Here is a 21028-nt window from a genome sequence, read left to right as displayed (position 1 = left end):
GGGAAGGGCAATAAACTTTTGGTTTGATTATCAAGTTTGGTTACACACTCACCATACTTTTGCGATTCCCTGCGATGATCGCCGATGCCAGGAGTATAGTCAAACCAAATGCGACTATTGACCCAGCAATCCACCTGACTCGATCGAGACTGACGCACAAACTTTGTATTTAAGGTGTGCAGTCCGCAGCTTACCACAGAGATAATGTAAAAATTGTTTTCTGGCGTAATATCGTTTCCGGCGGCATCGGAATAATATATTTCGATCATGTCAGTGGGAGCTTAAGATCTCGCGATTTGGGTAGCGAGATCTTAAGCTCCCACTATAATGCGGATGCCACCGGATTTGATATAAATTTTCTTGAATATGCGATCGTAGTTGTACCTCAAAACGATTAATTACGATGTGTTTGCTTTTTTACTTTTTACTTGTGAGCACCCATAATTCACCAGAAACTTTTAAATTTCAACCATATAATACTTCTTCTACAGGCGGCGTGGCGTCTGTGGGGTCGAAGTGTTTAATTTTCAAAGCTTGTAGCAAAAACAGCCAGATATAAAGCGGATTCAAAAAAACATACCGCTGCCAAAGGCGCCGAGGTTCCTTAATCATCCGAAACAGCCATTCCAAACCTATTTTAGATAAAAAGTCAGGAGCTTTAGCCAAATTACCCGCATGAAAATCGTAAGCAGCACCTACAGCAATCAACGGCATTGATAAGTCGTCCCGGTATTCGTAAGCCCAGACTTCTTGCCGGGGACACCCCAAACCGACAAAAGTAATTGCTGCACCGCTGTTGCGAATTTGCTGTGCAATTTCTTGTTTCTCTTGGGGCGAAACTTGCCTAAATTTAGAAGGCTGAGTTCCAGCAATAATTAACTTGGGAAAACGCTGGCAGAGATTGCGAGATAAAGCTTCCAGTACACAAGCTTGAGAGCCGTACAAATAGATAGGTAATCCTTCTTCTGCAGCACGTTCGCAGATTTGTAACATCGCATTCGGCCCGCAAACTCGATCGGGCAATTCCGTATGGTATAGCCAATTTAAAGCCCACCTGACCGGCTGTCCGTCTGGCAATACTAAGTCAATGTGATTAATCCGATAACGATGAGTGCTGTCGAGAACCCCAGTCATTACCCCGTGAACCGCTAGGGCAGAAACTGACATTGGTTTTCCGGCGCTGGCTGCCGCAATAATTTTGCTAACAGCCGCTTCATAATTAACGGCATTTACTAATATGCCCAGTACATTCTTTTTCCCTTTATCAATCATGGAGCACCTCTTTAAGTCAACGCTCGCAGTTACACTCATAAATCTCCCCTAAGATTTGTTTAACGTTGCATTCTTCAATCGTTTACCGAAATTCCAAGCACATTCTTTTTGCCCCGCTCAATCATTGGAATCCTCTTTCAGCCAACGCTCGCGGTTACATTCATAAATCTCCTGTAAGATTTGTTTAACGTCATATTTCATTTTCCAGTTGGGATAGTGACTGGAAAATTTTGAATTGTCGCTAATCCACCAAATGTGATCGCCAATGCGATTCCCTTCAGCATAAGTCCAATTAAACTTGCGTTCCGCAATTGCCTCGCACATCTGGATAGCTTCTAACATCGAACAATTGCTGTACCGGCCTCCTCCTGTATTATAAACTTGGGCACTTCTGGGAGCTTTATAAAATTCATAAAATGCCGAAATTAAATCCGCGCTGTGAATGTTATCGCGAACTTGCTTGCCTTTGTAGCCAAACACAGTGTAAGGAGTTCCCGTGACAGCACACTTCATCAAGTAGGCGAGGAAGCCGTGCAATTGAGCGCCAGAGTGATTTGGTCCCGTCAAACAGCCGCCACGAAAACAAGCGGTGTTCATATCAAAATATCGACCGTATTCTTGAACTAAAATGTCAGCAGCTACCTTAGAAGCACCAAACAAACTGTGCAGGCACTGATCGATCGACATATCCTCCCGAATGCCGCTTTCATAAGTGTGACCTGGTTCAATTTCCCACCTGTGTTCTAATTCAACTAAAGGCAATTTGTTGGGTGTATCGCCGTATACTTTATTTGTAGAAGTGAAAATGAAAACCGCTTTAGGACAGTATAAGCGAGTTACTTCTAGAAGATTGAGAGTGCCGTTGGCATTGACTGTAAAGTCTATTTTCGGAGCACGGGAAGCCCAATCATGGCTGGGCTGGGCTGCTGTGTGAATTACTAATTCGATCGACTCGCCGTACCGCTGAAAGATATTGGTAATCGCTTCATAGTCGCGAATGTCCACATCTAAGTGATAATACTTGGTACCCAAGGACTTTTCGAGCAGTTGGCGGTTCCAGTTTGTAGAACCATCAGCGCCAAAAAAGAATTGGCGCATATTATTGTCGATGCCAACTATATCTAAGCCTTGTTTGGCAAAGAACTGACACGCCTCAGAGCCAATTAAACCCGCCGAGCCAGTAATGATTGCAACGCCCACGTTTCACCGCCTGAAAAAATATAGTTTTCTTTGTTTTGCCCGATCGAACCAATCAGAAGTTATTCTGATTTTCCGTCGAATACATCTTCGCACAATTGAGCAAAGAATAGACCTTTAACATCCCAATCATAGATTTCCCTGACGCGCGTTTGACCCGATCGACCCAAGCGCGATCGCAATTCACGATCTTGGGCTAAACACACTATAGCTTCTGCTAGACCTTGAACAGTGCAATCGGGGTCAGTAGCAGCCACTTTAATCCCCGTTTGATCAGTCACTTGAGTAGCCGGCCCCCCCAAATCCAAACAAATCGTCGGACGGCCAACGCCCATCATTTCCGTGCACACAAAACCGCCAGAGTCATGCAAACTCGGATGGAGGAGAACGTGAGACTCCCCCATTTTAGAAAGAGTTTCAGTGCGAGATAAAGTTCCCCAAAACAATACTTTATTTGCCAGTCCCAATTCTGTGGCCAAAGCTTCCAAACGCTGCCTTTCCGGGCCGTCTCCGACAATCCAGTATTCCGATTGTTCCAGCTTCGCCTCCGCAAATGCACGGAGTCCTAAGTGCACCCCTTTCCAGTGTAAGAGACGACCAACACTGATGAATCTAATTGGTTGATCCGGCGGGGTAGGAAATTTCTCTAATTCTTGAATTTCCTGCTGCGATAAACCGACTTGTGAAAAAATCTTCACATTTTTTGCTTTGAGAAATCGCAGTCTGGCTGCGGTTTCTTCCGTAGTCGCCAGTGCCACGGCACTGCGGCGCGCCGTCAGACCCACAAACGGATCGCGTTCTCCTACGCTTTGAGCCAATGCCCGCAGCGTTTCGTAAATTTTGCCCCGGCGGCTAAAATCTTGCCAAAAAGCCTTTGGTGCTGCTTCTGCACCCCCCACAGGCCCCCAAATAAAAGGATGTGGCAACAGCGCTAGGAAACTTGGAGACCAATGTTTGACATAAGTTACGTGATGTACTATGTCAAAACCAATTTCGCGATCGAGCTTCCGAGCGATAAAATAAGCCCAGATTTGCCACAGATAGTAGTGAAGTTGCAGCAATCCTTGTTTCCCCTTCCAATCTTCGCTCCACCCAAACGGATCGAAATAAACAAAGTGCAGATTGGGCATCGGATTGCGTTCTAGTTCTGCTTCAATGTACGATCGACAAAACGTGCGAGTAAATACCCAACTTTCGTGATGTTTAGCAGATTGGATAACAGTATTCCATCCTACTCCCTCTTCGGAGCCGAGATTCGGTTCGCAAGCAAACGCAGATAATAAAACTTTCATGGCTAAGTGGTAATTGCTAATTGGTAATTACTAATTTTTCCCTCTTTCCTCTTCCATCCCTCCTTTAAATAATTTACACTCATCCCTTGCCGAACTTGCTTCACCTATTCTCCATCAAAAAAGATGTAACTTCGACATAAGCTTTAGCTGCTGTTTCCGGAGTTTTTTGAGAAATTATCTGTCGTGAACGCTCTCCCATCGACTCAATTAAATCAGGATGATCTATAAAAATTTGCATCTTCCCCGCTAACTCTTGAGCACTGCTAGGGTCGAAAATATAACCGTTCTCGCCTGACCTAATTAACTCACAGGAAGCAGCACCATTTGAACACAATACTGGTTTTCCCAACACCATCGCTTCGGGTACAACCATACCCCAGACATCCTCAAAAGTAGGAAACACAAAAATATCAGCTTGCTGAAAATAAGCACCTAAATTTCCATATTCCACCCATCCCGCCCACGTTACTTGCTCTTCAAAATCGCACTCTTTAATAAATGCTTCCAGTTCTTCCCGCTGATCTCCCTTGCCAATAATCAACAGCGAATAATCAATATAACCTTGATTTTTAAGAATAGCGCAAGCTTCTAAAAGCGTTTTAATTCCCTTTCTCGCCGTGATGCGCCCTACATACAGAAAAATCGGGCGTTTCAACTGCAAGTTGGGCCGCTGAGTTTGATCCAATCGTTTCAGCAAAGCTCCCGCATCAGGTACGAGATAGGTTCGGATAAAAATTTTATCCTCCGGTACGTTTAGAACTTCCATCAGATATTTTTTACCCGCATTGCTATTGGCAACAAAAGCATCGGCAAACCGCACAAGGATGCGGCGAACAAATGTCCTAAAACTCGAATCTCGAAAGTCTGTATTTGGGGAACTGCCATCGTAAATAATGGCAATTTTCCACCTCAGTAGCGGTTTTAAAAACGCAACAATTACAGTCCACAAAGAGAAAGCTTGGGGAAACACCACATGAGGTCTAAATTTTAGCAAATAGCCGATAATACTAGGCGATACTACAATGAATCCGCGATCGTATCCTGTTTCTATCTTTTCCGTCTCCACAAATTTAGTCTCCCCTACCAACTGAATTGCCGATGCTCCCGGCAGCGTAGGATCGAACCCAGACCAAACACGACCAGTATAAAATACAGTATTCTTAAAAATTTTTGTAAATTCCCTCAAAACAGGCTGCCAGTAAGCTCCCAGTTCCACTTCCGGGACAAGCCAAGCAATGCGGAGTTCATTTCTATCAACCATCCTCTTCACCTTGAGTTTTGTTTTTAGTCAATCCCAGTTTACTCAACACTGAAAGCCAAACTAACCTGCGATAAGGTAGCATCCAATAAATTGGCCACAACCAGCCACCATGCCGCTGAGTAAATACTTTCCACTCTTGAGCCGGTTGCAGGGTAGTATCTTTGAAGGATAAACCTTTCGGTTTGCTCATTTTATCCAATCCTTCACTTAAATTATCAGCAGCCGTTTTGGTCACCTGGGGGTTGAGAGAACAAGTGCCTAAATAGCCAGGAGCAATCCAAACTGTACATCCTTTCTGTCTGGCTCGTAAACCATAATCCCAATCACCAATATAATGGACAAAAGCCGGATCGAGGTTGCCGACCCTTTGCACAACACTGCGAGGAATTAATACGCAGTTGCCGTGCATAGTATCGCATCTCTGAGGCTCTTTTGTTGGTTCTAGGACACCATATCGGAAGGGGTGCAAAGGGTTATTTCGCACCACACCGCCGTATGTTGTTTGACCAGTTTCTGGATCGCAGGTTGAACCGCCAACGATTGCTTTTGTTTCTCCTGTTTCTGATAAATTGTGACTTGTTTGTAGCAAGACACTTACTGTTTCTGGATAAATAATAGTGTCATCATTTAACCATAGGTAGTAGTCGGGATCGTCTTTCATTGCTTCGCTAAAAGCGCGACGCATTCCCCCGTTCCAAAATAGGTTCCCATCGCCAGAAAAAATCTTGACTTGAGGATAGGTTTGACGGAGTGCATCGCTGGTACCGTCGGTGCTGGCATCATCGACTATATAGGCAGAAATATCTACTTTGGCTGGAAGTGCCTGGTTAAAAAGTGCCTCTAAGCAAGCTAATGTTTTTTGTTGGCGGTTGAAGCAAGTTAAAAGGGTGGCGATCTTAGTACGGTTCATTATTCCCAATTTTGCTGCTTTTAACGATAGGTAAGGCTAAAAGTAACAGTGTTTTATTTTACCACTCGCTCGGCGGTTGCAACCGTCGCTACAAAAATGAAATTAGGGCTTACGCAGTCGCTACAGCCCTTTCACAAGGAGGCTTTAAGAGTTCCCCACTTGGGCAACGGGGTCGGGGTATCAAGGTTTGAGAGTTTAAGAGTGTCAGTCCTAGAAGTCGGTCTGGGTAAACTCTTGCTGTATTATAGTTGACCCGCGAACTTTTTGGTGATAAATTGGAATTTAGAACTTACAGCGTATTCCAGGTTGATGAAGTGTAGGGACACGGCAATGCCTTGTCCCTACGGGGATAGAAGGATAGGCGGGGTACTTCATAAACGTGGAATCTGCTGTAAGTTAACAGGCCAAGCCTGCAAGGTTCCTAGCACATTCATAACATTGATGAATTCTACTAAGCAAAAATATTTATAATAGTTGGAGTGGAACAGTTTAAATGCCACATTATCATACAAAAACTCCCATTGTTTTTGTGGTTTTCAATCGAGTGGATACTACTGAAAAAGTCTTCGAGGCGATTCGACAAGTTAAACCCCCTAAGCTGTTAGTAATTGCTGACGGCCCTCGTGCCCACAAACCTGGGGAAGCTGAAAAGTGCGCCGCTGTACGTGCAATTATCGATCGGGTCGATTGGGACTGTGAGGTTCTGAAAAATTATTCAGAGATTAATTTAGGTTGCAGGGATCGCATTTCTAGCGGTTTCGACTGGGTATTTAATACCGTAGAGGAAGCAATTATTCTCGAAGATGACTGTTTGCCCGACCCAACATTCTTCCCTTTTTGTGAGCAGTTATTAGAGCATTATCGAGATGACAAACGGATTATGTCAATCGCTGGGGTAAATTTACAATTTGGGAGAAAAAGAACAGAAGACAGTTACTATTTTTCGCGTTTTAGTAACTGTTGGGGATGGGCGACTTGGCGCAGATCATGGCAATACTATGATGTTGACATGAAGTTATGGCCTCAACTTCGGGAAGCAGGTTTTCTCGAAAATTTATTAGCTAATCCTGAATCTGTAAAAGTTTGGGATAGCGCTTTTCAAGTTTCCTATGATGGAACTGTCAACAATTGGTTTTTTAGATGGCTTTTTACTTGTTGGGTTCAAAATGGACTTGCTATTATTCCAGAAAAAAATTTAATTTCTAATATGGGGTTTGGCAGTCAAGCCACTCATACTTCAGGAGAAGATAGTATATACAGTAATATGCCAACGGAAGCAATGGCCTTCCCTTTAAGACATCCAAACCAGGCGATCCGAAATTTTGTAGCCGATCAATTCACTCAAGATACATTTTATGATTATCATCCCCCATTAATCCGGCGCATTAAGAAAAAATTAAATAAGTTATGTGGGAACACAATATTTAACCTTCACTAAGTAATTAGTAACCATGTCTAACCTCTCAACATTTCTCAGTTCTATACTCAAAAATCCAATCACTGAATATCTGCGATTTTTAGTCAATTGGTGGAAAAACAAGTTTAAATATAATAATTTTTATCAAGACTATATGGCTTTGGTTACAAATTCAACTATCAGTCACAATGTTAGTGTGTCTAGTCGTGTAGCCATAGAAGGTTCTGTCATTGGTTCTTACACTTATGTGCGCGATAATACGCGAATTTTCAATGGTGTTGTCGGCAATTTTTGTTCGATAGGGCCAAACTGCATCCTTCGCTTAGGCTTACATCCTGTGGGAAATTTTGTTTCAAGCCATCCGATATTTTATTCGCCAAAGAGGCTAGTAGGGACAACTTTTGTAGACCAAAAATATTTTGAGGAAGAGGAAAAAACTGTCCATATCGGCAATGATGTTTGGATTGGCTCAAATGTTATTGTTGTAGATGGTGTAACAATTGGTGATGGAGCCATTATCGCAGCCGGAGCCGTTATCACAAAAGATGTGCCACCTTATGCTATATATGGAGGAATTCCGGCGAAACTTATTCGCTATAGGTTTGATGAACAAAAGATTGATTTTCTCCTGAAGTTTAAGTGGTGGGACAAGGATGAAAAATGGTTGAGAAAAAATGTCAAAGATTTTCACAACATTGACAACTTTATCCATATTTATAACACGGAAAATAGTTGAATGATCGCGGGTTCGGTAGTATGTCTAATTAGCCCGAGGTTATATAACATCAGCAGTCATCTGGGATTTAAACTTAGACCACTTCATAACCATCACAGCCGCTATGAATGCCAGCGTATCATTGCTAGTCTGATACGGCAAAAATCTATAGCGAAAAGTAGCCATTCTAGGGTCGCGTTCTTGGTATAAAATATCTTGGGCAAAGTTCCCCCAGCGCTCATCTATCAAATCAATTGTCATACCAGCATGAGCAGAAGGTAGCAGCATATTGGAGCCGTGAAGACCAATTATTAAGCGGCTCTCTGAATAAAGGTGGCAAATCTCCTTTTCAATTTTTTCATTAAAACTATCCACCCTGTAATCTTCAATCCATTCTGGGAACTTAGTTTTTGTACCCAGACCAGCCACTGCAAATTTTGCTTCTGGTACTTGCAACTTGATCTTCTCAAATAACTGCTGAATTTTTAAATTTTGCAATGGCAGTGACATTGCTCGTCGATCTATTTTTCTAACCACTCGGAACAGCACACGGTTCACTAATAAACGATCTTCGCGCCAAATAAAAGTAATTTTTATTTCTTTGTTCTCAAAGTTATGTGTGGGTACTCTAGTAAACCGCGTGATGTCGAACTGACTGGGATGAGAATGAGCTTCACTGACATAAATTTCATCAAATCGTTTAGTTTCTTCTGCAACAAACTCGGCGAAACTGGGATAGTAATTCTGACCATTTTTTAAAGAAATAGGTACTGTCCAGATTTCTGCAACTTCATCCGGAACCATCCACCTTAAGAACTTAGGAACTATCACCACTAATCCACACTCAGGATTGCCCTCTAAGTGCCTTTGTGCATTTAGCAACTTTCGTCTCGGTAGCGCTCCAGCAATTCCTCAGCGAAACGGAAAAATGTAGGATCAGGCAGACAGTCATCCTCAATAATAATGGCCTCTTCAACCGTATCAAACACCCAATCTAGCCCGCTAGAAACGCGATCGCGACAGCCCAAATTAGTGTCTGCATAATTCCTAAAAATTTCGCATTCCCAATCCACCTGGTCAATAATAGCACGAGCAGCAGCGCATTGCAGATCCTCTCCAGGTCTATCTGGCCGGGATCCATCAGCAACTACTAACAATTTAGGAGGCTTGACTTTCCGAATTTCTGCGAATACTCTCTGAGTTTCTTCAGGACGTTTGAAAATAATAAAAGCTACAGCAGTGTTTAATGATATTTCTGACATTTACATACTCTACTTTTTTGATCGTTGTATGCCAGCCTCGCCTCGTACAATAACACTTTTAAGTATTTAATGTACTTCCTGCAATCCTACTTCTCTAAAAAGATTATTTTAATAATAGTCTTCAAATCGACTTAGGAATGATAACACAGATTAAATATACAATATTTTTGTTGCTTTTTGTGAATTTTCTCAAACTTATAGCAACTCGCGGTTCCTGAGCGTAGTCGAAGGGCAGGGCACCGCTCCGCTCAGGATAAACTCAATCGAAGGGCCTTCTTCCTTAAACATCTGCTATAGCAATCCTAAATGATTCTACTCGTTACCAGGATCTTCCTGGTAACGCAGGTCCGGAGGAAGAGCCTCGATTTTCTCCGGCGAGGCAGAGCAAGAGTGACATTGATTAAGAGGCGAAACGCCTGGAAGTTATTGAAACTGATTTAGGATTGCTATATATCCATCAATTTTGTTTATTTCGTAGATAAAAATTGACGTATTTCTTTGATAATACCGATCATAAAAATAGCTTTCGTTTGCATCCAAAACATCTTTCTAGTTTCCGGATAAAATGCGTGAGCTACATAAGAAGCCGCCATTTGTGCAATCAGAGTGGCAATACCTGCTCCCAAACCACCATAACGGGGAATTAAAATCAAGTTCAAAATAATATTAACCACCGCACCCACAGCGGTTGTAGCGGCCGAAAGATTCAACAGCCCTTCCGTGATTAGCCATGTACTTCTGGCGCTTCCCACACAAACAAACAGCCCAGCCCAAATCAGGACTGCTAAAGAGGGAGCAGCACCAAGATAGTTTTTTCCATACAGAATATTCACTATCGGCTCCGCAAACAGCGTCACAGGAATTGCCACTGCATATGATATGACAGCCATTAAATATAAGAGTTTTTGCAGGCGGTCATTATAAACAGTTTCACCAATGTCTTTAGCTTTAACAATCGATGGAAAAACAGAGCCGACTATAGCCAGAGGCACAAAATACCATAGTCCAGAAACTTTGACTGCTGCTGCATACAGTCCTAATTCTTCAGCGCTACTAAGCTGTTTCATCATGATCTGATCGATCTGCATATAAATGAAGATCATAAATTCCGACAAAATCAGCGGCCAGCTTTGCTGGAGCATTTCTACCGCCAGCTTCCCGCTGAATCGCCACCTTAGTATTTGATTCCCATTCACTTGATAAACAATCACCAATCCCAAAGCCCTCAAAGCAGACTCCGTAGCCATCATCCAGGAAAATGCGATCAGTGAAGCTCGGAGATTAATGAGTATAATTTTCACTATGCTCATAATTAAATAAGCGGAATTTGCAGACATAACAGTATATTTTGATTGCACTTGCGACTGAAACCAGAAATCGATGGTTTCAAAAGGCTGAAACAGGCTGACGAATGCTGCTATCCCTACCAACAATTGAGTATAGGGTTCCGTAGGATTCAACAGAATCACTGTTCCTACCGTTAAAAATAAAGCTATCAAGCTACCGATATTTTTTAAGACAAAAACTGTACCGAGAATTTCTTCCTTATTAGACGAATCTCTAGATAGGTCGCGAATCGCGATCGACTTCAACCCAAAGCTAGCAACCGGAGCAAATAGTCCCGCTGTCGCCATCGCATAGTTGAGCAAGCCAAATCTCTCTGGTTGTAGGTAACGAGCGACCCAAAGCCCTACTAGCAGACCCACACCTAGCTGCAAGATCTTGTCAGCAAACAGCCAAGTTGTGTTGATAATCACCTTACGCAGTCCTGGGCTGAGTCTATCGATAAATGCAAAGAGCTTGTCTAATATCATAAATTTTCGATTCGTTACACAGCAGGTGATTTTTTGAAATAGCTCTCTTTCAGTTCAACTCTTTTCTGAAACGTCTAGGCTAAGGCGGACTGACATGACAATGTACCAAAACCAAATGCTGGTTGACCCAAAAAGACCTGTTTCCGTCAGGTTTGTCATTAGTGTATAGGTCAAGATGAAAAGAGGCAAGCCAGCTTCGGGCAGTCGTGCGCGGTTTAAATACACCACTCCCTTCACAATATTGTTTAAAAATGACAACACAAATAATATCAATCCCCCCCAACCTAAATCGCAGGCTAAGTCTAAAAAGCCATTGTGAGAATGGGGCGGGACAAATTGGCTTTTAACTATGATAATACTGTGAGCAGGATTTTCCAAACCGCGCCAAGATTGCCAAAAACCAGCAACTCCATACCCCTGAAGAGGACGCTCATTGATTTTTGCTACTATTTGCGGCCAGAATTCCGTTCGCCCCGTCAACGTCATATCTTTTTTGAGGCCATCGACAACGATTGACTCCAGATTATCAATCACCACAATTCCCAGAGAAATACTGATAATTAGGAAAAGTATGACTGAAACGACCGCCCACTGTACCGGCAATTTTTTGATGACGCTGAGATAAAACCAAAGACCTAATAAAATAATAACCAAGATTCGACTTGCCCCACTACATCCTTTTTGGACTGCCAAGGAAGCCAATAAACCGAACACGATCGCCAAACGGCGATTTTTCGGGGAGTAAAAGGCAAACACAAACCACAAAATTGATGTTTGAGCCATGAAAAATGAAAACTGGTTCTTATGGCTTAATATTCCATTCCAACACCCAGCCCCATCCGCATTAGTTTTGACCAAACTCCACAACAGGACGCATAAGTTAACCGTCCGCCACCAAGGATATAGCTCTTGCCAACTATATTGTTTTCCTATGTATATAGCGATAACTGTTGTTTCTAAAATCACTAAACCATATTTCAAGCTAACATCAGTAGTCTCTGACCATAACGCCGAAAACGATATCATTAACAAAAGCAGCGCTAAACACGGATCGCTACTCATAGTCGTCAATAACGCTTTCAAATAATCTTTTAGTGTAGAACGTAGACGAGGAGATAATATGAACAGGAAAGCACCATAAATTACGAGCTGTCCGATAACAGTGGGTGCAGTTGTCTCACGGCCTGCCATCACAGCCGGATGCAACTTGGAAAAAGGCATCACTACCGCACCACTAGCTCCTGAGATAGCAAACAGAAATATGCCAGCAAAAAAATTTTCTACCTTGATTCCGAATTTTTGATCCCTGGCTACTGCTTGATACATCAACATCAGTACAATAACTGCGATCGCCACAAGAATTAGCAAAAATAAAGGCTCGCGGAGAATTTCTTTCATTTCTAGTCCAACCTTAAATATTTCTCTTGATTTGGCTGTTTCTTCACATTATCAGGACTCTTCGTGACTGAGATTGTGATTGATCGAGGCGACTAGCTGACACAGAATTTTTCTCTTCAAACGTTTCTCAATATTAGACATCTCCAAAAAAACAATTTTTGAACAGGCAGGATGCCTGATCCACAATCATTATGCAAGATGTCTATTGTCAGAGCTATCAAGCCGGCGACTTAAGTATTTTCTCTTCTGACGAATACTCTTTGCCTTTTGCCTTCTACTTAGAACCGATAGTTTGGCAGTTTTTTACTAACTAGGTTACGCTAAAGTAACTAATCAAATTACATTGTATATTGTGAACGCAAGTTTGCCTAGACAAATAATCCCCATACTGACTGGTCTGAGCCTGTTAGCTATAAATGATGTAGCTTGCCCACACCCGACAATCGCCCAACAGCCAACTTTACGGAATGGTGCGATCGCTCCTGTGAGAGTCAGATCCTCCAACGCAAGCGGTACTTACACTCTAGGAGGCGGAGACAACATCCGCGTCGATATTTTCGACTTGCCCCAATTTAGTGGCAGCTACCAGATTCCGGCGGGTGGGGTGATCCAGTTACCTCTAATTGGCAGTATCTCGATCCAAGGACTGACTCTGGAACAAGCAAGTACGGCTATTTCCCAAGCCTATAGACAGATTCTCAAACGCCCCCAGGTTACAGTTAGTCTGCAAGCAACACGGCCTCTTAACGTCTGGATTTCAGGAGAAGTTAACCGCCCAGGCTCTTATACCATTGCCCTCAACTCAGGAGCAGGTAATGTCCCTTCCGTACAGTTTCCCACTTTAGTGCAAGCTTTAGAAAAAGCTCAGGGCGTGACCCAAATCGCTGACGTTCGGCGGGTAGAGCTGCGCCGACGAGCGGGCGGAGTGGGTCAAATCCAAATCACAACCTTCGATCTGTGGGAATACTTACAGACAGGCAATGTGCCTGTGGATATTACTTTGCGAGATGGAGATACCATTTTCGTACCCACTGCGACCGCAGTGAATCTAGCAGAAGCCCGCCAAATTGCTGTTTCTACCTTTTCCTCCCCCGCCAATCAAGCTCGCACAGTAGCAGTGGTAGGAGAAGTAGTCCGACCGGGGCGGTATGTCGTAGTCGGAGGAGATACCGCCCCGAACCAAGGCGTTCAAGGACTGCCAACAGTGACGCGGGCGATTCAGCTAGCTGGAGGTCTCAAGCCTCAAGCTGACATTCGCCAAGTTCTAGTACGCCGCCCCACCAGTGCTGGCGCTGAACAAATCTTTACCGTCAACCTCTGGCAACTTTTGGAAAGCGGTGATGTCAATCAAGATACGATTGTGCAAGACGGAGATTCCATCGTTATTCTGACTGCGACGGAAATCAATCCGGCAGAAATATCTCAAATCGCCGACGCTAGCTTTTCTCCGGCTAGGATTCAAGTGAATGTGGTGGGAGAAATAGTCAGGCCAGGAGTGGTGGAGGTGGCAAGCAACACCACCCTGAACCAAGCGTTGATGGCGGCTGGAGGATTCAATACCAGTAGAGCTAAAAAGACTTCGGTGGAACTCATCCGCCTCAATTTTGACGGCACTGTTTCTCGGCGGATGGTAGAAATTGATTTTGCTCAAGGAATCAATGAGCTGACCAACCCCGTTGTCCGCAGTAAAGATATCATTGTAGTCAGGCGCTCTACTACAGCCGGAGTAATAGACACCGTTAACCTGCTTTTAAGTCCCGCTGCTGCCGTTCTGGCATTACCCAGCACTGGCAATGCGATCCTATCATTCCTGAATAACTTGGGACTTATCAGATTGCCTAGATAAAAATTGTTAGTGATGGTGGATTAACAGTAGGAGTAAGCAAAAATATGAGTACAGAATATAATTTCCAGTCAACAGCCTCGAAGCGCAATGGAGTTCAGCCTCAAGCAGCGCATGGTATCTCTCTAAGGAATTCTGAAACTAGCGATGAGCAACAGCCTTTGGATTTGGGCTGGCTGTTTGCCGTAGTGCAAAGAAGAATGGGGATTATGGTGGCGATCGCACTTTTGCTGGGCGGATTTTCTGGGTCGCTGGTACTGTGGAAAACGAAGCAAATTGACAGGTTCTATCAAGGTGGGTTCCAGGTTTTAGTAGAGCCAATCACGGCTGAAGGTCGATTGTCTCAATTATTGATTCAGTCTCAGAGTGCTAATTTTAGTGCTGATGAAGTTAACAAAGTCGGTTCCTCTGTCGAAGACAGCAGTATGGTAGATTATCCGACTCTGTTGCGAGTTCTCAAGAGCCCGAAACTTTTGATGCCACTATTAGAGAAAGTGCAAGCTAATTATGGAGATATTACTTATAAGCAAATCAATAATCAGTTAAAAATTAGCCGCATTACCTATGCCAAAGATGGAAAAGAAGCTGGCACAAAAATTATAGAGTTCACTTACCAGGATAAAGACCCGGCTAAAATTAAGTCTGTTTTAGGTACTGTTTCCAAATACTATCTAGAGTACAGCCGCCAAGAGCGCCTGAAGCAGACGACAAGGGGTATGGCGTACATTGACAGCCAGCTCCCAGCGCTGCGGATGCGAGTAGATAAGCTCCAGCGGCAATTGCAATTGCTACGGCAGCAAGCTAATCTGAGCTTGCCAGATCAAAGCAGTAAAAGCTTTACCGATCAAGCGAGCGGTATTAGCTCTCAGCAAATTTCTCTGGAAGCGCAGCTTGCTGAAACGAGGAAGTTGTACAAAAATCTTAAGGAACAGCTAAGTCAAGGAAATACAGCCGGAGTAGTGGCGATCAATCCGAAAATGTATGAAACATTAATAGGTCAGCTCCAGACGATAGAAACTCAACTGGCAGTTAGTTCTACCCAATATCGTGAAGATAGTCCGCCGATGCAGTCTTTGCGAGAAAAACAGAAAAATATGCGTCGCTTGTTGGAGAAAGAGGCGGAATCGACGATCAAGACTGTGGCAGGCCAAATCCAGCAGCTAGAAGCTCGGCAGCAGAGTCTGACGACAAGTGAAAATAATCTGAATAAAACCATCAGAGACTTGCCTTCAGTTTTGCGACAGTATGGGGATTTAGAGCGAGAGTTAGGGGTGGCGACAGAGAGCCTGAGGGTGTTTTTATCTAAACGAGAAACGCTGAAGCTAGGTGTGGGGCAGCAGGACACGCCGTGGACGCTCATCAATGAGCCATCGATCATGACGAATGAAGAGGGCAGTCCTTTATCGGTGACTGCTACAAATAAGACGAAAAATTTGGCGATCGCATTAGTGTTGAGTCTCCTGTTTGGTGTGGCAGTAGGTTTTCTTGTAGAGGTTCTCAACAGGGTTTTCCACACGCCGGAAGAGGTGAAGTGGGGAACTAAACTACCTATCTTAGGTGTGGTACCCCGATCGCCAAAACTCAAAAGAATCACCAAAAAATCGAATCATCGTATACCAGCGGTGGAGAATTTTGCCGATGATCCGGCAAAGAGTCGGCAGTTACAGGCGGGGCGCAACAAGTTTCGCACTGATTTAGATTATTATTTTCTAGAATCATTTGGCTCTCTTTATACGAATCTCCGGTTGCTAAGTCCAGGGATATCGATGCGATCGTTGGTGATTACTTCAGCGGTAAAAGGCGATGGCAAGTCTACCATTGCTTTTCACCTGGCGAAGACGGCGGCGAGTGTTGGTTTGCGAGTGTTGGTGGTAGATGCAGATTTGCGGTTGCCTCAACTTCACCTGTTGTTAGGCTTACCAAACGTGCGCGGACTCACGGATGTGATCGCCACAGACCTCAGCCTCAACGACGCGATTCAAAAATCGCCAGAAGAAAACAACCTGTTCGTGCTGACTGCTGGGCATAATCTCCATGACCCGATTAAACTGTTGTCATCCAAAAAAATGCTTTATCTCATGGAGCAATTTCAAACCTTTTTCGACTTAGTAATTTATGACACTCCACCGCTGGTGGGGCTGGCGGATGCACATATCCTGGCTGCTCAGACTGATGGCACATTGTTGGTGGTGAAGATTGATCGCACCGACCGCTCTCTGGTCACTCAAGCATTAGAAGGACTAAAAATTTCCGGTGCTTCTGTCTTAGGAACTGTTGTGAATGGGATTAAAGGCTCTAGACAAGCCTCGTCGCCTCGACCAATGGGTTTTGATACTGTCTACAACAATCAACTCCCGGTTTTGGGTAGTAAAACACCAGATACTCGTATCTGAGCTTGACCAAGAGGTCTACCGAAAGGTTGACCACCAACGATGCAGGGCTGTTTCATTTTCTGTGGATGGGGAGATGGGGAGATGGGGAGATAGGGAGATGGGGGCAACCACGGGAGATTGCCTCTACAATAGAATCAAACAGCTCTGTCCCTGCCCTTGGTTGAGGTATCCTGCTAGCAGGGAAAAGGATACGGACAAAATCAGACTTTGAGGCAAAAATGCTATTCTTGAGATAACAGTGATAAACTAGCAAACAGAGCTAGCTCTGTCAACCGAGATTTCTCGGTAATTTTAATAAAAAGTAAGATAGTCAACAAAAGTGGGTAAGTTATATTTAACCAAGGGTGTCAACAGTTGGCGTGATACTTAGTTCGGTCTAAGTTTTGCTGATAATCGGGTCAAATCTGTGTAGACAGCTACAGGAAAAAAAGTTAAAATTTTCACAAAAACGGTAATATATATAGCGGTACATTACCAGAAGTTCGTAAAAGTTTCAATGCAGAAACTAGGTGGAAATATGTTTGTTACCCAGGTCTAAATACACGCTAGTTTGAAAGCACAATTCCCGCAGGCCGTATTGAATGGTCGCGGCAGTCAAAACTGCCCTGGTCGTGGCTCGCGCGGGCTACGTCGAACCTCCCCTCTCAGGTCTAAAGACTCTGAGTTTCCCACTTACCCAGTATTTTTATGAGTGTATCTTTATGAGTACAGTTATGGTTGTTGATGATAGCGTAACTCTGCGGGAGATGATCGCCGACTTGCTCAAAGGTAGAGGACTCAACGTCACAGTAGCGAGTGATGGCGTAGAAGCTCTAGAGCAAATCAAGGCTAACCGCCCAGATTTAGTCGTTCTGGATATCGTGATGCCCCGGATGAACGGCTACGAAGTCTGTCGCAGGCTCAAAAGCGACCCTAAAACCCAAAATTTGCCGGTGGTAATGTGTTCGAGCAAAAGCGAAGAGTTCGATCGCTATTGGGGAATGAAACAAGGAGCCGACGCTTACATCGCCAAGCCATTTCACCCACAGGAATTGGTCGGCACTATTAAGCAATTGCTGCGAGGTTGAGGTTGAGGAATAGGGACAGGAAAAAAATTGTCTTGAGCGCTGATTATTTCTGATCCCGCAGCCTCTCTAAACTACTCGATTGACAATAGTCCAAACATCCCCGTCCGATCGCACGTAGGGAACAGAAATACTCTTAAAACCAGTAATAAAAGGCTTGTAATAAACCTGCCAGTAGCTGGGACTAATTTGGTCGGCGATGGCTTTGAGTCCCTTCACTTCCGCCGCCAGTTCCGCCGCCAGTTCGTTAATCCGTTCCGCGTGTCCGTGAGCTAGTAATCTGCCTTCTTCAACTTGCCGCTCCATCGGAGTGATTCTTTGCAACTTTACCGATTGCTGCTGTTTCTGACTCAGTTGAGCAGACAGAGCCGCAATCGCATCATCTATACCCTTGACTTCGGCTGACACTTGTGCTGTTTCCCTCGCGTGACGCCGATAAGCATCGGCGATCGCTTGGGGCGAATCCCCGGCTGGGACAGCATCGGCAATACTAAGCTGCTGGCGTTCCAGGCGCAATTGCTCAATTTGAGAGTAAATTGCCTCTATATCTGTCTGAAGTTTGTCCACCTAATTATTACCGCGTGGTTGTTGGATATTTTAGCATATTAACACAAACCAATCACCTAATCGGCATAGAAATTGCATATTTTAGGCGGGCTAGAAGCAAAGCCCCACAAGCAGAATTTGAAGAGTTTGAAAAATCCAAATTTTTATATTTTTCAGTTGAGCGATTTCCGTCGATATCCAGTCGGGTTAAGCAGCTCGTGTCCGGTAAAATCAGCATTATAGATTGGTAGTGAAGAAGGCAAGTACGACCGAGTTTTACGAGAATTAAAGTCGTCACGACAAGCACAATTCCCAATTCCAATTAACCACTTTTCAATTACCAATTCCCAATTATTAATAGAATTTTTTAAGTTGTTAGCGCTTGCTGTCTCAACTTGACTATAGCAATCCTAAATGATTTTCTGTAGGGACACGGCTTGGCCTTAGTCCCTACAGATGGATTTTGGGTAAATCACATTTATGTTCGCGGTAAGGATAATGATTTAGGATTGCTATATAGTCTCTACCAAGACATCGGGTTGCACAGGTTTAGACAGATGCCGATCGAAACCCGCAGAAAAAGCACGATCGCGGTCTTCATCCCTAGCATAACCCGTCAGGGCGATCGCCCAAAATTTCCCTGTCTGAGTGTTCAAATAACGCAGCCTTCGTAGCAGCGAATATCCATCTTCCTCCGGCATTCCGATATCGCTGACCAAAACATCCGGCCCAAACTGCGAAGCCACCTCAAACGCCTCAGCAGCAGACGATGCAGCCCTAACATTGGCCCCGGAATCTGCCAAGACAAACCTCATAAATTCCCGCGAATCAACCTCGTTATCAACCAGCAAAACCTTAACTCCCAGTAAATTACCAGCGCCCGCCAAAACCGGCGAGGAAGCGCCCGCGATCGAATTTACCTGCATCGAAGGGAGGCGGAAAGTAAGTTCCCGCAAAACTGCCTTTTTCCAACCCCAATAACAGTTCGTGTCCCTCGGATCAAACGACCTTGCCATTTAATAAATTCCAGGTAGTGCTTTTATGTAGGGCTTGCTGAAAAAGTCAGAAAACAGCATTTAGAAAGATGAGTGAATTTGCGATTACCTTGAAAAGATAGATTTTGCTTATTTTTTTTGATAAAATATAATTTTTACTAATTGTTAAAGGCAGAAAACCTGAAAAAAGGTTTTTGTTGTGAAATAGACCTAAAAAAAGCCAAAAATCCTGCCGCAGCAGGGCATAAAGATTCATCACCATAAAAGTTATGGCGATGCTTGTTTCAGAAGTCTTAGAAAGTTTAGCCATGACTCTAGCAAGGCTAAATCTTCTTTTACCTTCTCCAATTTTTCACTCAATCAAGTTACGAATTCTTTCGTCAGACTTAGCTTGCTTCTTGTTCTTTGACTTGCTGATATTTTTAGGGGGTCTTCCTAGAGGAACGCCACTCATTCTAATCCCTTTTTCTTTGCACCCAGCTCGATTTGACTGCGTTCGATATATGCGATCTACCTGAATTGATTCTGGATAGAATCCTGTGAATCGTTTAAATTCTTCTACTTGTGTTTTTAAGTCTAAAGATTCGTTGAAATCATCCCAAATAATTCGGTCTAAAAACACGTACCCGTTACGACAACTCGCTGACAGTTTTGCCCCAAATTCAACGGATTTCCCGGCTTTTCCTCTGACGATGGGGCGGATATGTAGTTGTGTTAAGCTTACTATTCTATCCTGAATACTCTGTTCTTTCTTTTCATACATCGATAACTGTTGACGGTATACTTCTGTGACTACTAGCAGCATTTTATAATCAGATTTACTCAGCAACTGTAGCTTACTCATTTCATCGATATGAGCCAAATTTATTTTGATATATTGGAGTTATTTTTTAATTCCTTTTCTTCGTAGTTTTCGTGATGGTTTCCGATTTTTAGCCACTGTTAGGTATTCTTTTCTGGCTGTGTTTCGATAGGTGATTGGTTTTTTTACGGGTGACTGACTTTGAGTGTGTAGAGCGTCTATGATTTTTTCGGTATGTTTATGCAGCTTGATTTAATAGTCCTAAGTCGCTTGGATACTTAATGTCTGCTGGGGCACAAGTTGCATCTAATATTAATTTTCCTTGATTTTTGGGTTCACTTATTTATGATGACTTTTTTTTGACTTCCTCTCCTGGCAATTCGGTCTGCTCTTTAACCATTTTTTCGTTAATTTTATTGACTAGATTCACACCTATTCTTTGTCGAAAATGAACGAACATTGATGAATCAAATGCTGAAGCATCGCTATAGGTAGTCATACCTATAAAGTATTGTAGGTATGGGTTTTCTCTTATTTGTTCTACTGTTTCGGAGTCACTTGTTCCTAACCTTTCTTGAATTATTAATGCCCCTAATGCTATCCTAAATGACGCAGGCGAGAGCTCCAGTAGAGACTGTAAAATTTTGAGCATATTCCGCTTCAAATTCTGACCAGGGAATTATTTTTGCCATTATTACCCAACGATTATCCTCTGACAATTTCCCCTCGAAGGGGAGGTCAAAGTTGGATGGTGGGTTTGGGGTTGGGTAAACTTTTCGGTACATTACAAAAGTGATGCCGATGCTCGGCTTTTGACTAATTTGAGCTGCGAATCTTACACACGCTC

The 21028-nt window shown here is 43.5% G+C and carries 16 protein-coding genes and 1 pseudogene; 5 read left to right on the top strand and 12 right to left on the bottom strand.

Annotated features, from left to right (window positions below; all coding sequences use genetic code 11):
• Window positions 1-465: 465 nt before the first annotated feature.
• The 5 genes from QUA58_RS03675 to QUA58_RS03655 all read right to left on the bottom strand — a co-directional run bounded on the left by QUA58_RS03675 (window position 466) and on the right by QUA58_RS03655 (window position 5932).
• On the bottom strand, window positions 466-1311 hold the full coding sequence (locus QUA58_RS03675) for a WecB/TagA/CpsF family glycosyltransferase (RefSeq protein ID WP_333393070.1): 846 nt from the start codon (window positions 1309-1311) through the stop codon (window positions 466-468).
• Window positions 1312-1389: 78 nt separating this feature from the next.
• Window positions 1390-2472 carry an NAD-dependent epimerase/dehydratase family protein gene (locus QUA58_RS03670; RefSeq protein WP_333248521.1) on the bottom strand — a complete coding sequence of 361 codons (1083 nt, stop codon included), beginning with the start codon at window positions 2470-2472 and terminating at the stop codon, window positions 1390-1392.
• Between the two features lie 59 nt (window positions 2473-2531).
• Complete coding sequence (locus tag QUA58_RS03665; RefSeq protein ID WP_333248523.1) at window positions 2532-3761, bottom strand: glycosyltransferase; 1230 nt, start codon at window positions 3759-3761, stop codon at window positions 2532-2534.
• A 100-nt stretch (window positions 3762-3861) separates the two neighbouring features.
• Window positions 3862-5022, bottom strand: a complete 1161-nt coding sequence (locus QUA58_RS03660) for a glycosyltransferase family 4 protein (RefSeq protein WP_333393069.1) — start codon at window positions 5020-5022, stop codon at window positions 3862-3864.
• Entirely contained in the window at window positions 5015-5932 is a 918-nt protein-coding gene (locus QUA58_RS03655) for a glycosyltransferase family 2 protein (protein WP_333393068.1), read from the bottom strand. Before QUA58_RS03655 ends, QUA58_RS03660 begins: the two co-directional genes overlap by 8 nt.
• Before the next feature lie 493 nt (window positions 5933-6425).
• Here QUA58_RS03655 and QUA58_RS03650 point away from each other — a divergent pair, with 493 nt between their 5' ends.
• Window positions 6426-7370, top strand: coding sequence for a glycosyltransferase family 2 protein (locus QUA58_RS03650; protein ID WP_333393066.1), 945 nt, complete (start codon window positions 6426-6428; stop codon window positions 7368-7370).
• Between the two features lie 13 nt (window positions 7371-7383).
• Window positions 7384-8085, top strand: a complete 702-nt coding sequence (locus QUA58_RS03645; RefSeq protein ID WP_333393065.1) for a CatB-related O-acetyltransferase — start codon at window positions 7384-7386, stop codon at window positions 8083-8085.
• Window positions 8086-8124: 39 nt separating this feature from the next.
• Here the strand turns inward: QUA58_RS03645 and QUA58_RS03640 are convergent, their stop codons facing one another.
• The 4 genes from QUA58_RS03640 to QUA58_RS03625 all read right to left on the bottom strand — a co-directional run bounded on the left by QUA58_RS03640 (window position 8125) and on the right by QUA58_RS03625 (window position 12538).
• Complete coding sequence (locus tag QUA58_RS03640; protein ID WP_333393064.1) at window positions 8125-8946, bottom strand: hypothetical protein; 822 nt, start codon at window positions 8944-8946, stop codon at window positions 8125-8127.
• A complete protein-coding gene (locus tag QUA58_RS03635) occupies window positions 8940-9326 on the bottom strand; it encodes a hypothetical protein (protein ID WP_333248534.1) in 387 nt (128 codons plus the stop codon). Before QUA58_RS03635 ends, QUA58_RS03640 begins: the two co-directional genes overlap by 7 nt.
• A gap of 467 nt (window positions 9327-9793) precedes the next feature.
• Window positions 9794-11140, bottom strand: a complete 1347-nt coding sequence (locus QUA58_RS03630; protein WP_333393063.1) for a flippase — start codon at window positions 11138-11140, stop codon at window positions 9794-9796.
• Between the two features lie 54 nt (window positions 11141-11194).
• A complete protein-coding gene (locus QUA58_RS03625) occupies window positions 11195-12538 on the bottom strand; it encodes an O-antigen ligase family protein (protein WP_333393062.1) in 1344 nt (447 codons plus the stop codon).
• A 364-nt stretch (window positions 12539-12902) separates the two neighbouring features.
• On the opposite strand from QUA58_RS03625, the gene QUA58_RS03620 reads away from it, so the two are divergent.
• The 3 genes from QUA58_RS03620 (at window position 12903) to QUA58_RS03610 (ending at window position 17841) form a co-directional block, all read left to right on the top strand.
• Entirely contained in the window at window positions 12903-14384 is a 1482-nt protein-coding gene (locus QUA58_RS03620) for a polysaccharide biosynthesis/export family protein (RefSeq protein ID WP_333310020.1), read from the top strand.
• A 44-nt stretch (window positions 14385-14428) separates the two neighbouring features.
• Window positions 14429-16774, top strand: a complete 2346-nt coding sequence (locus tag QUA58_RS03615) for a polysaccharide biosynthesis tyrosine autokinase (protein WP_333255994.1) — start codon at window positions 14429-14431, stop codon at window positions 16772-16774.
• Window positions 16775-17475: 701 nt separating this feature from the next.
• Window positions 17476-17841: a response regulator transcription factor gene (locus QUA58_RS03610; RefSeq protein ID WP_039886668.1), complete on the top strand. Its 366-nt coding sequence runs from the start codon at window positions 17476-17478 to the stop codon at window positions 17839-17841.
• 66 nt (window positions 17842-17907) lie between these two features.
• Here the strand turns inward: QUA58_RS03610 and QUA58_RS03605 are convergent, their stop codons facing one another.
• The 3 genes and pseudogenes from QUA58_RS03605 to QUA58_RS03595 all read right to left on the bottom strand — a co-directional run bounded on the left by QUA58_RS03605 (window position 17908) and on the right by QUA58_RS03595 (window position 20966).
• Window positions 17908-18405, bottom strand: a complete 498-nt coding sequence (locus tag QUA58_RS03605; RefSeq protein ID WP_333255992.1) for a hypothetical protein — start codon at window positions 18403-18405, stop codon at window positions 17908-17910.
• 491 nt (window positions 18406-18896) lie between these two features.
• Window positions 18897-19400: a response regulator gene (locus QUA58_RS03600; RefSeq protein WP_333393061.1), complete on the bottom strand. Its 504-nt coding sequence runs from the start codon at window positions 19398-19400 to the stop codon at window positions 18897-18899.
• Between the two features lie 46 nt (window positions 19401-19446).
• Window positions 19447-20966 (bottom strand): annotated as a pseudogene (locus QUA58_RS03595) (IS5 family transposase).
• Window positions 20967-21028 lie beyond the last annotated feature (62 nt).

This window comes from Microcoleus sp. N9_A1, from assembly GCF_036701795.1.
Taxonomy (GTDB): domain Bacteria; phylum Cyanobacteriota; class Cyanobacteriia; order Cyanobacteriales; family Microcoleaceae; genus Microcoleus.
This window is presented reverse-complemented; position numbering and strand designations above follow the sequence as displayed.

Excerpts from the sequence above, each read along its gene's own strand:
- QUA58_RS03675 (WP_333393070.1), bottom strand. The coding sequence starts at position 1,311 with ATGAGTGTAACTGCGAGCGTTGACTTAAAGAGGTGCTCCATGATTGAT.
- QUA58_RS03665 (WP_333248523.1), bottom strand. The coding sequence starts at position 3,761 with ATGAAAGTTTTATTATCTGCGTTTGCTTGCGAACCGAATCTCGGCTCC.
- QUA58_RS03660 (WP_333393069.1), bottom strand. The coding sequence starts at position 5,022 with ATGGTTGATAGAAATGAACTCCGCATTGCTTGGCTTGTCCCGGAAGTG.
- QUA58_RS03655 (WP_333393068.1), bottom strand. The coding sequence starts at position 5,932 with ATGAACCGTACTAAGATCGCCACCCTTTTAACTTGCTTCAACCGCCAA.
- QUA58_RS03650 (WP_333393066.1), top strand. The coding sequence starts at position 6,426 with ATGCCACATTATCATACAAAAACTCCCATTGTTTTTGTGGTTTTCAAT.
- QUA58_RS03645 (WP_333393065.1), top strand. The coding sequence starts at position 7,384 with ATGTCTAACCTCTCAACATTTCTCAGTTCTATACTCAAAAATCCAATC.
- QUA58_RS03635 (WP_333248534.1), bottom strand. The coding sequence starts at position 9,326 with ATGTCAGAAATATCATTAAACACTGCTGTAGCTTTTATTATTTTCAAA.
- QUA58_RS03630 (WP_333393063.1), bottom strand. The coding sequence starts at position 11,140 with ATGATATTAGACAAGCTCTTTGCATTTATCGATAGACTCAGCCCAGGA.
- QUA58_RS03625 (WP_333393062.1), bottom strand. The coding sequence starts at position 12,538 with ATGAAAGAAATTCTCCGCGAGCCTTTATTTTTGCTAATTCTTGTGGCG.
- QUA58_RS03615 (WP_333255994.1), top strand. The coding sequence starts at position 14,429 with ATGAGTACAGAATATAATTTCCAGTCAACAGCCTCGAAGCGCAATGGA.
- QUA58_RS03610 (WP_039886668.1), top strand. The coding sequence starts at position 17,476 with ATGAGTACAGTTATGGTTGTTGATGATAGCGTAACTCTGCGGGAGATG.
- QUA58_RS03600 (WP_333393061.1), bottom strand. The coding sequence starts at position 19,400 with ATGGCAAGGTCGTTTGATCCGAGGGACACGAACTGTTATTGGGGTTGG.